Source organism: Sphingomonas lutea, from assembly GCF_014396785.1.
GTDB lineage: Bacteria > Pseudomonadota > Alphaproteobacteria > Sphingomonadales > Sphingomonadaceae > Sphingomicrobium > Sphingomicrobium luteum.
Genome location: NZ_CP060718.1, coordinates 1,492,775 through 1,504,948, shown reverse-complemented (window position 1 = coordinate 1,504,948; position 12,174 = coordinate 1,492,775). Strand labels below are relative to the sequence as shown.

Annotated in this window: 11 protein-coding genes and 2 tRNA genes; 8 read left to right on the top strand and 5 right to left on the bottom strand. The window is 60.4% G+C overall.

Going from position 1 to position 12,174, the window contains the following annotated elements; genetic code table 11:
- The first annotated feature begins 11 nt into the window (after positions 1-11).
- The gene (locus H9L13_RS07790) at positions 12-263 is read left to right on the top strand and encodes a hypothetical protein (RefSeq protein ID WP_187537204.1); all 252 of its coding nucleotides are present in this window, start codon (positions 12-14) and stop codon (positions 261-263) included.
- A 54-nt stretch (positions 264-317) separates the two neighbouring features.
- On the opposite strand, the gene H9L13_RS07785 is transcribed toward H9L13_RS07790, so the two are convergent.
- Positions 318-394, bottom strand: a tRNA-Pro gene (locus H9L13_RS07785).
- A 122-nt stretch (positions 395-516) separates the two neighbouring features.
- Here H9L13_RS07785 and H9L13_RS07780 point away from each other — a divergent pair.
- From H9L13_RS07780 to H9L13_RS07770, 3 genes are all read left to right on the top strand, one after another.
- On the top strand, positions 517-1,740 hold the full coding sequence (locus H9L13_RS07780) for a tyrosine-type recombinase/integrase (RefSeq protein ID WP_187537203.1): 1,224 nt from the start codon (positions 517-519) through the stop codon (positions 1,738-1,740).
- 96 nt (positions 1,741-1,836) lie between these two features.
- A complete protein-coding gene (locus H9L13_RS13060; RefSeq protein WP_408022107.1) occupies positions 1,837-2,112 on the top strand; it encodes a helix-turn-helix transcriptional regulator in 276 nt (91 codons plus the stop codon).
- The gene (locus H9L13_RS07770; protein WP_187537201.1) at positions 2,112-2,612 is read left to right on the top strand and encodes a hypothetical protein; all 501 of its coding nucleotides are present in this window, start codon (positions 2,112-2,114) and stop codon (positions 2,610-2,612) included. Before H9L13_RS13060 ends, H9L13_RS07770 begins: the two co-directional genes overlap by 1 nt.
- 280 nt (positions 2,613-2,892) lie before the next feature.
- Here H9L13_RS07770 and H9L13_RS07765 read toward each other — a convergent pair whose 3' ends face one another.
- On the bottom strand, positions 2,893-3,702 hold the full coding sequence (locus H9L13_RS07765; protein WP_244954837.1) for a YDG/SRA domain-containing protein: 810 nt from the start codon (positions 3,700-3,702) through the stop codon (positions 2,893-2,895).
- A 439-nt stretch (positions 3,703-4,141) separates the two neighbouring features.
- Between H9L13_RS07765 and H9L13_RS07760 the strand changes: the two genes are divergently transcribed.
- From H9L13_RS07760 to H9L13_RS07745, 4 genes are all read left to right on the top strand, one after another.
- Positions 4,142-5,065, top strand: coding sequence for an SMP-30/gluconolactonase/LRE family protein (locus tag H9L13_RS07760; RefSeq protein ID WP_187537199.1), 924 nt, complete (start codon positions 4,142-4,144; stop codon positions 5,063-5,065).
- Positions 5,066-5,187: 122 nt separating this feature from the next.
- Positions 5,188-5,502, top strand: a complete 315-nt coding sequence (locus H9L13_RS07755; RefSeq protein ID WP_187537198.1) for a hypothetical protein — start codon at positions 5,188-5,190, stop codon at positions 5,500-5,502.
- 125 nt (positions 5,503-5,627) lie between these two features.
- On the top strand, positions 5,628-7,445 hold the full coding sequence (locus H9L13_RS07750) for an ATP-binding protein (protein ID WP_187537197.1): 1,818 nt from the start codon (positions 5,628-5,630) through the stop codon (positions 7,443-7,445).
- A gap of 62 nt (positions 7,446-7,507) precedes the next feature.
- Positions 7,508-8,308: a hypothetical protein gene (locus H9L13_RS07745; protein WP_187537196.1), complete on the top strand. Its 801-nt coding sequence runs from the start codon at positions 7,508-7,510 to the stop codon at positions 8,306-8,308.
- Positions 8,309-8,990: 682 nt separating this feature from the next.
- On the opposite strand, the gene H9L13_RS07740 is transcribed toward H9L13_RS07745, so the two are convergent.
- The 3 genes from H9L13_RS07740 to H9L13_RS07730 form a co-directional block, all read right to left on the bottom strand.
- Positions 8,991-9,065: transfer RNA gene (locus H9L13_RS07740), tRNA-Ile, on the bottom strand.
- 45 nt (positions 9,066-9,110) lie between these two features.
- Positions 9,111-10,673, bottom strand: coding sequence for a sensor histidine kinase (locus tag H9L13_RS07735; RefSeq protein ID WP_187537195.1), 1,563 nt, complete (start codon positions 10,671-10,673; stop codon positions 9,111-9,113).
- Between the two features lie 182 nt (positions 10,674-10,855).
- The gene (locus H9L13_RS07730; protein WP_187537194.1) at positions 10,856-12,055 is read right to left on the bottom strand and encodes a tetratricopeptide repeat protein; all 1,200 of its coding nucleotides are present in this window, start codon (positions 12,053-12,055) and stop codon (positions 10,856-10,858) included.
- Positions 12,056-12,174: the final 119 nt, after the last annotated feature.

Here is a 12,174-nt window from a genome sequence, read left to right as displayed (position 1 = left end):
GGAACGACTCGATGCGCATCATGCTTGCACTGCCGATTGTCCTGGCGCTGGCTGCCTGCAACGTCAGCAGCGACGACGCGAATGATTCGATGACCGTCCAATATGACCAGAACGCGGCCGAAAATGCGGTCGCGGACGTCGGCAACTTCGCCGAAGATGTCGGCGGGAAGATCGCCAACGACGTCCAGGATACCGCCGACAAGGTGCAGAACACCGACATCGACGTCGACGTGGATGCCAACGTCGAGACCAACAACCAGTAGCTAGCAGCCGATCGCGCCCTTCGCCCTGTCCCCCGGACAGGGCGAGATGCGCGATGGTCGGGGAGACAGGATTCGAACCTGCGACCCTCTGCTCCCAAAGCAGATGCGCTACCAGACTGCGCCACTCCCCGACGTAAAAAATAGTCCACGTTTTTCGTGCTTTAGGTTTGCTACCCATAGCACTGCTTTGGACAGTCATTGACCCAATTACCCGTCCGGTGCTTACTGCGTGCTTACGGAAGGGTGATTGTTGATGCGGGCAAAACTGACCAAGCGCGTGGTGGATGAGGCGAAACCGGCAGTCAAGGCAACCTTCATTTGGGACACCCAGTTGAAGGGGTTTGGACTGAAGATCGAGCCAACGGGGACGAAGACTTACCTTTACCAATACCGGCTCGGCGGGCGTGGTGTGACTCCAAAGCGGATCAGCATTGGAAAGCACGGGTCGCCTTGGACACCCGACACAGCCCGGGATGAGGCTGAGCGTCACGCGTTCGCGGTGAAGCAGCAGGGTATCGATCCTCAAGCCGTAAAGCAGCAGGGCCGGAACGATGCAGTCACGCTCGCCTTCGACAAATATGCCGAGCGTTTCATCAAAGAGTATTTGCCCCAAAATTGGCAGCGTTGGCAGAACGAGGGCGCACGCCTGCTCCGAAGGGAGGTGGTGCCACATTTTCGGTCAACGCCATTGCCATCGATCGCCAAACGGGATGTGACGGCGCTCTTCGATAAGCTGAAGAATCGGCCGGGAATCGCAAAAAACACCAGCACCGTCCTTCGGAAGCTGCTCAACTGGGCCGTCGAGCGCGGTGAACTTGATCACTCACCGATGGACCGCATTGCACTTCCGAAGGCACCAGCGGCGCGCGAGCGCTACCTTAACGACCACGAGTTGGCGGCGCTTTATCGGGCGACAGAGAAGCTGGATCATCCTTACAGCCGCGCAGTTCGCACGCTAATTTTCACGGGCCAGCGGCGTGATGAAGTGGCCGATATGGTTTGGACGGAAGTTGACTTGAATGAGGCGCAATGGACCATTCCTGCGACGCGCACGAAGAACGGGAAGTCGCACATCGTGCCGCTCTCGACGCAAGTGATCACCCTTCTGAAGGCGACGGGAACGAAGAAGGGCTATCTGTTCACTGCGTCAGGAAACGGCCCAATTCAGAATTGGTCCTACTGGAAGCGAAAGATCGACAAGCTGTTCGCGGCGGAACTGGCCGTCACCAAGCTGCCGCCGCCTCTCCCTTGGAAGGTCCACGACCTGCGGCGCTCGGTCCACACGGGAATGCAGCGTCTCGGGGAACATCGGGATGTAGTCGAGGCATTGGCCAACCGCGCCGTGCGAGAGGGTGTGGCGGCTGTTTACCAGCGCCACGACTACCGTGCTGAAATGCAGCGTGCCGCGCAGCGATGGGCCGATCATATTACGGCGCTCGTAAGCAAAAAACCCGACGCGGTTCGCGAGGCTGCCTAGCCGAGTCAAGTGTCCTCAGAAAATTTAAAAAATCGGTCAGCTCTCTGAAAAAATCGGGCGAATCATATTATAAAAGACTTGTTGCGACAGTAGCTTATGCGGGTATTTGAAGTGGCCATCTTCCAACGAGGGATGGCCATGACCACGCAAGTCCAACAGCAACCGACACCGCTCCCGCCCCCGCTGCTGACGCCGCAGCAGGCTGCCGAGTATCTAGGGGTAAGCAAGAGTTTCCTCGACAAGTGCCGGGTTCGGGGTGACGGTCCTAGGTTCCGCAAGATGCGCCGGCGCGTGGGCTATAGCTACTGCGATCTTCGTGACTGGCTCGACAGCAACGCGCACTTCAGCACCAGCAGCGTGGGGGTGCAGTGATGGGCCGAAAACGCAGGAAGAACCATGTTGACGCTACGGGCCGCAGCACGCGTCCGGATCGCTTCGTGAAGCTGGACTTCAATCTGCTGGAAACGCCCGCTTATCGCAGCCTGTCGCCTGGGGCGCGAGCAATGTTGGTCGAGTTTAATCGCCTCTATAACGGCGCGAACAACGGTAAGCTGTTCCTGTCGCAACGGGACGCGGCCGATCGCGTGGGTGTGACGAGCCACACGACCGCTGCCGGCTACATCGAAGAACTAGCGGATCGTGGGTTTCTTCGGATTAAGGCCAAGGGTAGCTTCAGCGTTAAGACGCGGCGAGCGACGACCTATGTCCTGACTCAGCACTCGCACAACGACGAGCCAGCCAGCCGCGACTTTAAGCACTGGGCGCCGAAGGAAGACAAAAGACGTGTGCAAAAATCGGCCATGACGGGCGCGATTACTGAGCCATCGCATCTCCTCATGGACTGGGACGAGGCTGAAATTGTGGCCCGTTGACCCACTTTTTCACAAGCGTCGCAGGCGCGATAATTGATCCACATATAGTATACCACGCAGTGGGCGGCTTCTCAGGGGGCTGTCACGCACCAAAGGGGGATACGTGGTGCAGGCGACGGGGCATCGCTTCTGACGGTTCCATGCAGGCTATTGGACGAGGTAGCCCATCAATTTGAACGTGAACCATCCCAATCCGACTCAAGACGCGCCCCCCGATTCTGGCGGCGTCCGATTCACCGTCCGACGGCAATAAGGGCGCAGCCCCGCGCCCACTGCGCTGCTATTCTTCCCATTCTTTCACCAGCATCAGGCTGTTCTCGGATGTCAGAATAGAAGTCTGCTGCCAGAGACTGCGGTGATATGCCAGGAACTGCTGGCCGGGCTTAGTCATCCCCAATAGTGGCGTCGGTTCACCTAGACCCAGCACCAGATAACCCTCGTCGATGACAAAGCCGCCGTGATCGAAGAGAACGTGATGGTTCGCGCACAAGCATAGAAGATTCTCGAGGACATCAGGCCCGTTGTGAGGCTTTCCAAGCGGTCTGATGTGCGCACCCTCAGCATAAGGACCGCCGACACACATCAACCGCGTTCCGCAGACTTGGCAGGTGAAGTCGTTTAGTGCCTTAACCTGCTGGCTCACCTTGGTGTCGCGGACGATACGCAGAACAGTGGTCGCAATCCGTTTTGCCGGCTGTGGTGGCGTTACGCGGTCCTCGCCTGCTTCTTCTTCCGCAACCATGCGAAACCGGCAAATCTGAAAACCGGCGCGGCCTTGCTCCATCCAGTATTCGTCGACCCGGAAGAGGCCGGCGTAAGTGTAGCCCGCATTGGTAGAGCCTCGGACCACGCGGACCGGAATGCCCCGCAGACAGCTAGTGACGAGCGCTGCATTGCCCCGTGTGAAGCTTTGGTGGGCAACTTGCCGCCCAGTCTCCGGATTACGCCCGCCCTGCCCTGTGTAGATGATTACATCACCAAGGTCCTCATCGTCCTCGTAACCGCCTGAGGCGACGATCGACTCAGCGCCGGCGTCCGGCCGGCCCACAATGCCGCCTATCAAAGCCCGATGCACTCCAGCCGCGGCCACATCAGCACGACGCTCGAAGTGAGTTCCTACGGGTATTCCTGCAATCGCCCCGAACGCCACAACGTCCCCCCGCAAGGTTGAACGGATGAATGTGAAAAAACGGAGGCCGAAGAGCAAGTCTTCGCGAATGGAGCATCATGCCCCCACACGTGGTGCAGGCGACCGGGCATCCGATCCAGCGGTTCCATACAAGCTAATTCTCAGGACAGCGGTGCAAATTCGATCAGCCCCATTTGCAAAGGCACTCCGACTGAACCTGAGAAAAAGTGCAGGCGAAAGCTAAGCAAAGACCGCCTCGTGCGCGTCGCGCCGCCAAACCGGATCACGGCTCAGCGCCGATCCCCGAGCCTTAAATAACTATGGGCGTTCTGTGGATCGGGAACGCCATGCCCTGTGCCAATGCCCAGCAGATGACGGCGAGAAAGCGGAGCAGAGGTAGATGGACCATTGGCTGTTCCACCAGGACGGCAGCGCTGCCCCAGATCCTCCATCCGGCACGCTCATCAGCGCCCTGTGCCACATTCCACAACGCAACAGCATTTTACGATGCGACATTACAGTCACCAGCGCGTTCAAATCTTTGATGCACTTCCGACTAAGACATCGCGGCAATCAAGCCCGTCTCACCGCCAAAATCCCGATCAACGCTATCTCACGTGCTGCGGTCGACGCGGGGAACGAGCATGTTCGCCACTGCGTCATTCCCGTTATCCGATCAAAGTCGGATCGACCGTTCCTGGAGGGAAGCGCAGTCGCCCTGACTTATCACGGCCGGAAGTGCCTTGTGACTGCCAACCACGTCCTCAGCCGAAATGCCGATCGGCCATTGTTCTACTTCGGCGCCGACGGTTACGCGCGGCAGCTGGCTGGCACTTTCATAATTGCCGAAGCGCACGATCTGGCCGCCGTTGCGCTCGATTCAGAGAGCGTCGAAGCGTTGTCTCACGTCCCTTTCCTCGACGAGGATCAACTCGGCCCTGTGGCCGCGCCGGACGGTCGCTTCTACGCAAGCGTAGTCGGCTATCCGCACACGGCATCGAAGCGCACGGACAAGTTGACGCTCGATACACCGATGGAAGTCTATTCAAATACAGGTCGTGAGCAACTTGGCGGCTTTGTCTCAGTCGATTTCGACAAGAAAGACGGAGCCTGGGATCGTTCAGAAGGCCATGTGATCGTCCGCGATCCGATCGGGAAAAGCGGAGGCGCGATCTTCGGAATGCCGCTGATGGGCTTAGATGGAGTGCGGCCTTGGGCGAAGCCTAAATTGGTGGGTATCTCGACCGATTGGAAGCGAAACCAGAAGCGTATCATCGGAGCCAGCGTCGTAATGGTTTGCCCTATGCTGGAAGAGATAACATGATGACACGGGCAGAGGCCTGCGAAACATATATGTAGCAAAATGCTTCGAGGCGACAGCTTGCAAGGCGAAGAGACCGTGCTATCCCGTTTGATGCTCGGCGTTATTCAGAATTGCAAGAAGTCGTGAGCAAAGGCAGCCAAACGAGCGCTGGCGAAGCACAACGACGCTCACGGTTGTGGGCGGCGCTTGGCTACGTCGTCGCCCTACTCGCCGTGCAGTATTTCGTAATCGACCATTCCTTCAAGGTGGATGACAACGACATCTGGCTATTCAGCGGCTTAGCCAGCCTAGTTTTCGCCAGCCGTGTTCTAAATCCTCACTACACGCCAACGGACGATGCGGCAGTTAACGCCTTCTTCTCACTTGCGACGATGCTCGTCACCGTCCCTCTATTAACTTCGGCCAATCCTCCCCCACCACCACAGATCAGATCGTAGTCAGCATCGCGCTCGCATGGACGGCTATCGTGTTTGCCGTAGGAGTCGCGATCCTACTGATGCGACGGCCAGGCAATGAGGAGACGCGGACTTGGCTCCTCGCGATCGAGAGGATCGTAAGAGGCTTGGGAAATGCCACCGTCATCTACACGGTAGTAATCGTTGCGGTAGTTTGGCTTTTCCATCGCCAAAGCCCGAACCAGGTGTTTGCGATATTGGGTGCTTGGCTTGTTATCTCGCTTAGACCAATCGAACATCTGTTCGACTTAATCCGTTGGGTCGGCAACCGACCGACACTCCCTCCTAGAGACATCGTGGGCCACCTTTGCGCTTATCAGTCGCCGGGTATCGTGCTGTTGCGGCAAACCGACAACCGGCCGCTATCATGCGGCACGGTGCTTTTGCTGTCAGATGAGTATGGGCCGTCTACTGCTGGCGTCGTGCTTAACGAAGTTGGGAGGGATGAAGGGAATCTAGTCCGAGTGCTGAGCCAGCCGTTCCCTGAAGGACATGTGGCTCCCGTAGGGAAGCCGGGAACGGCGCAGGTTGTCGCCTTTACCGAGGAACAACGGGCGGCCGTTCCAATCCTCTCGCAGATCACCAGCCTTTGCGGGATTGTCGACACCGACACAGATCTACTGACGCTTCAGATGGAAGTGATCGACGGCCAAGAACTTGCAGAGGGCCGGCTCGTCGAAGCTTCGATCGGCACGGCTACGGTTCTCTATCAGATCATCCAGGGCGTCACTCGTGACGAGATTGTCCAGCAGAAGAACAAATACGGTTACGTGCGAGCGGCAGCACGAAAGATTGGCACATGGGACGCGGACGCCGGCCGCTTCCGCCCAGTTGCTTGGCTGCCCCCGATCAATTCACCCGTATTCCTAAGGCAAAAGGAGGACGCGCCGGTTGAACCAGAGGCAGTCGGCCATTTCCCCGATACGACCTATCATATGGCTTATTCGCCATCAGATGGCGTGACGCACAACACGGCCATTCTAGGCATTTTGGGCGTGGGCAAATCCTTCCTGGCGTTGGAACTTGTCGAGCGGATGCTTGCCGCTGGAATCAAGGTCCTCTGCCTTGACCTGACCAATCAATACGCCGTCCAACTCGCGGCATTTCTCGACGCTGATCACGAGAAGAAGCTTGATGAGCAGCTTCGAGCCGCGGGCGAAGGTCGGCAGGTGAAGCCGGACGTTGAAGCGGGTGGTAGCCGACCAGCTTTCCGGGCGAAGGTGAGAGAGCAGCTGAAGGCTTTTCTGGACCCTGCCTCCGGTCGGAACCTTCGCATACTCAATCCCTCCCAGTTTGAAGTGAGCCGGCAAGACTCAAAGCCGTATGCCGGCAATGCCGCGATGGCGACGCTCACCGCTGCTGAGATTACTGCAATATTCTCCGAGGAAGCACTGACGGCATGCCAGGAAATGGGCATGACGGACGATGCTCGACTGTGCCTTGTCTATGAGGAAGCCCACACGCTCGTTCCAGAGTGGAATTCGGTCGCCGCCGATGGTGACAAGCAGGCAACCGCCGCTAGTGCGCGAGCAATCCTGCAAGGTCGAAAGTATGGATTAGGTTGCCTGCTCATCACGCAGCGCACCGCTAACGTGACCAAGAGCATCCTCAATCAATGCAATACGGTTTTCGCACTTCGATCGTTCGACGAGACGAGCAGAGAGTTTCTCTCGAACTACATCGGTCGGGACTACGCGCAGGTTCTGCCGACATTGCCGCAGCGGCATGCCGTTTTCTTTGGCAAGGCATCCTCCTCATCTAACCCGGTGATGATCCGGGTGAATGATCGCGAAGCGTTTCTAGATGCATTTCGTGCCGCTCACCCCCCGCCGCCTCTTCCACGAGCGGCAGCGCCAGGAGAAGCCGCTGCCGGTGTCCAGGGGGCTGCTGATGCCCCGGAAGCACAAGGACGGACCCGCGCATGATTTAGACGATGACGTCCCGTTCTAGCGCCTCGTTCTAGCGCGCTGTTCAACTGGGGGAAGAAATGCCGCTACCCGAATTTTCCGAACTTACCTTCGGCTTCGCTTTCTTGCGTGAGTTTGAACGTTATTACACTAGGGGTGGCTACTTTCCTGCCGCGCCCGACTTCATCACGCAGGCTGCGGAAGCGGATAAGGGCTATGATGTTGGCATTCTTGACGGGGCCACACCCGTCTACTTCCAGTTCAAGCGCAGCTTCGTGGTTCGTTCACAGCTGGCAACGGAGTTCGCACGGCCAGATTTCCGGCTTAGCAGTCGCCCCATCTACCGGATGCACCTTCTAAAAAAAGCCAAGTATCGCCAGCACAAAGCCTTACAGCGTCTGCAAAACAGCGGTGAGGAAGTCCTCTACGTGACGAGCCAGGTGCCAAACACGGCCGCGCTCAACCGCGCGTTCCTCTCGAGACGGATTGTCGATGAAGCGACTGCCCTATTTTCTCCAAAGGACATATCCTTGCCCAATGAGACGAAGCAACACTGGGTATCGTTCGAAGCCAACGCGTCCGTGGGCTACGTTTATTCACGAGAGGGAACCGAATTTAAACGGTCGATCCGCAACGCGCCGGAACTTGCAGAGAGTCGACTACCCGAGCGGGCAGGCAGCGTGGAGGCGAACCTAAAACGTCTAACGACGCTCATCAACTTGGCTGCCCGCATCGATCCTCGGACTACAAAAGAAATTCGGGAGCGTTTCGAAAATCCTATCGCTCAGGCGTCAGTCGCCGCCGCGTGCATCCTCGACGCTCATCTGACGCTGTTTCACGGGTTCAATGTTGGGATCCACTTGAAGCCTGGCGCGACCTGATCCGCACATGATTGGGACCTTATCAATAAGGTCACCGATCATAATCGACGTGCGACGGCTTCGCTTTGCAACGAGGCAGAAAAGCACAACTTTATTCTTGCTGGAGCGCGCTTGGCGGCGCAGCGTCCTCCCTGATCTAACCCTATTTGGGGCGTCTTCGGCTTCGCGCTAGGAATTTTGAAGCGGGCAGCCGAAGCAAAGGATAGATCGCGGACACATGGGAATGGCTTCGATGCCGCGACGAGCCGAGTTTGCTGCGATTAAGCGCGCTGGAGCCAGCGTCGCGGCATCTGAGCACCCCTTAGAAGACGATGGGTGGATACCGCCGCATCGGTTCAAGAGCGAGAATCGGTGGCGCCCGTAAGGAGCGATCAATAATCGACATTCCTGCCCGTGCTTGCTGGGTGCTTGCTAGAGAGCCAACGCTTGGACGTGAACAATACCTAAAGTATTGTCTATCCTAGGTTTTTTTAAATTGCACTTTCTGCTCCCAAAGCAGATGCGCTACCAGACTGCGCCACTCCCCGACGTGCCGACGCCGCTTACGGTGGGGCCGTCACGGAGTAAATCCGTGGCATGCCTTCGCCGAAGCCGCGCTTCACGCTACTCGGCACGAAATCGGCCAAAAGTCGCACTTTGGCCCGGGGACAAGACGACCAAAGTATCGCTTTGATCGAAACCTTGGTGGGCCCGGCAGGATTCGAACCCGCAACCTAGCCGTTATGAGCGGCCGGCTCTACCGTTGAGCTACAGGCCCTCCCCGGCGTCACCCCGGATAAACCGGACAGGCGGGGCCGCCAAGTCAGCCGACCGGAAAGAGCAAGGCGAACCCTGCTGCGGAGGCGGCCAGCTCGCCTCCGGCAACCCGCGCCAGGCCGCGAATGAGGCGGAGCGAGAATGCCGCCCTTGCGACCTCATCGTCGGCGGGTGCGGTTGCAGCGTCGAACAGTTCCGAATTCCCGATCCCGCGCAGCAGGTTGGGCCGGCTGATCGAAAAGCGGCAACGACCGCCGCTTTCGTCGACCGACAGGCGGAGCCGTTCCCCCGCTTGCGACGCTTCGATGATCGACGTGCAGAGCCGGAACATCAGACGGTCGGCCAATTCGGGTTCGACCGCCGCGGGCGCGATGCGCTGGGCGCGCGGAACTTCCAGCTGGACTTGCCGCTCCAACGACAACTCGCGCACGGATTCGGCGGTCCGCTCGAGCAATTCGGCGAGATCGACCCGCCCCCCGCCGCCGCCGGAATGCACCTTCGCGGCAAAGTCGAGGTCGTCGATTGCACCGAGCAGCAGCTGCGCCTGCTCGACGATGTCTCCCGCCCGTTGGCGATAGCGGCGGTCAGCCGGACCCAAGAACTGCCCATCGATGATCTGCGCGAAGCCGATGATCGCGGTCAGCGGGGTTTTGATCTCGTGCACCAGCTCGCGCAGCGAATCCGGGTCGGGACCGGCATCGCGCGTCTCGACCGGCAGATCGGCGGGGACTTCCCGCAGCGCGACTCCGCGATACCCCGCAAAGCGTCCGTCCGCAGGCTCGAAGGCGGGAACGCCGCTGATCTTCCAGTCTCCTGCCGCATATCCCTCACCGCCGATCGTCATCCCGCTGTCGCGGAATGGCGCGCGCATGGCGAAGGCGCGCACCACCTCGCCGTCCATCCGGTCGCCCTCGATCTCCTGGGGCCGCGCGATCGATCGCCCGATCAGGGCGCCGCGCGGCGCACCTTCGACCCAGACGATCTCCCCGCTCGGGTCGCATTCCCAACGGAACAGTGTCGGCGCACCGGCGGGTGCCGCGACCGCCGGCCCGATCGGTGACGCAGAACCGGCGCGGCCGCGGCGGCGGCGCTCGATCCGCGCCACCACATCGTGCAGCGACGGGCCGGCGGATTGTTCTTGCGGGTCCGGCTCCCGCTCCAGCGCTGGCGTCGGCTTGGGCTCCGGGTGCTCGACAAGCGCTTCGGTCAGATCGGCTTCGGGCGCGCCAAGCTCCGGGTGGAGCGTTTCGATGAAACGCCGTGTCTCGTCATCCGCCACGCCCAGCAGCGCACGCCACTGCACGGTGTCCAGCTTGGCCGCAGCCAGCACCGGGGCGGAAACCGACAATCGGTCTGACGCAAAATATTCGAGGAGGCCGGGCGGAAGCGGCAAGGCGGCGACGGCCCGTGCAGCCGCCGCACGCAAATGTTCGTCAACCGTGTCCGCTTCGGCGCGAATGGAATCGAGCGCCTGGCTGACGACCGGGCTCGCGCCGCCTTGCCCCGCGCGCGCGACAAGGTCGACCAGCTGGCGCCAGCGCACCGCAGCATCGTGGCGGTCGCCGGCCGGCTGGTTCAGGACAGTGAGCAGGCGATCGTCGAAACGCACGTGAATCCCGTAGCTGCGAAGACAGGTGAACCGACGATTGATGGAGGCGGTCGCACCGCGCTAGGCAGCGAGAAATGACCGTCCCGGGATGATACGGTCACCACAAGGCATGGATACGCAACGCAAAAAGGGCGCCGGTGACTTCCACCGACGCCCTCTTTCCCGCTCTCGGCAGATCGCTGCTAGGCGCGGGTCTGCAGGTGCAGCAGCCAGAATTTGGCCAGGTCCGCGCGCGCACCCGTCACCGAATTGAACGCCGCCGTCGCCCCGGCCTTGTCGCCGGCTGCAGCAAGAGCAACGCCGACACGCATGTTCACCAGGTTCGCATCCGCGCCCTTCGACGCCGCCTGCTTGTACAGCGCGGCCGCCTTTGCAAAGTCGCCCAGGCCGTAGAAACGGTCGCCGATGCGCAGCAGCGCCATGCCACTTTGCGCACTCTTCGCCGCGGCATCCAGCTCGGCTGCTGTCGGTTTCGGCCTCGCCTTGAGCGTGCCGGCAATGCCCGAGATCTGCACGTTGGTGGCATCGATCCGCTTGGCGGTGATTGCCTGGTCGAGCGCGTTCTGCGCTTCGATGAAGTTGGACTGGTCGGTCAGCACGCTGGCGTAGAGCGTGAAGTCCGCCGGCGTGGTCAGCGCCCCCGCCGAACGCATCAGGCGCAGCACGTCGAGGGTGGTTTCGGCATCGGGCTTGGACGTGTTGCGATAGATCGCAAGGGCAGTGCGCCAGCTCTCCGGCCCCGGATAGAGCGTGATCCACTGACGGCCGATGTCCGCCGCCACCGGCAAGCGCGCCTCATAAGCGGCGCCGAGCGCACGCTTCAGCAGCGCTTCCTTGGGCTGCGCGCCGGACGCCTGGATCGCTCGCTGGAAAGCGGCCACCGCCTGCGGCTTCTGGCCTTGCGCCAACTTTGCCTCGCCAAGGAAGCTCAACGCCTCGACATTGCGGGCATCCAGCGCGGCGGCGCGCGTGAAAAGCTGCTCGGCCTGCGGCAGGTTCTTGGCGTTATAAGCCTTGACGCCAAGGCTGGTGTAGAGCGACGCGACCTTGCTGTTGTCGAGATAGCCCGACGCGGCAATTGCATCGAGCCCGCTTGCGCCAAGCGTCATGTCATTGGTCGCCAGCGCGGCCTTCACCTGCATCTGGCCGATCAGATAACGGTCTTCCTTCGTCGCGGCGACGGCCTGCGCTTCGGCCACCTTGGCCTTGATCAGCGCGACGTCGGTGCCGTTGGTCGCGGCCTGCAGCTCGGCGATGGCCTTCAGCGCCTGCTTGGACGGCTTCACCTGCGCTGGTGCTGCGGCTGCGGGGGCTTGCGCGATGGCGGGGACGGCAGCGGCGGAAAGAAGAAGCGCGGTCAACGCGCGCAGGGAAAAGCTCATCAAATCGCTCCTTTAGGCCCGCATCCCGCAGGCGGAGAAAGTCGTGGGGCTGATAGTCCCGCGGCGCGGGCACGCCAACCCTTTGCGCCAGGGTGCCTGAACTCCCTTTGAATATCCCG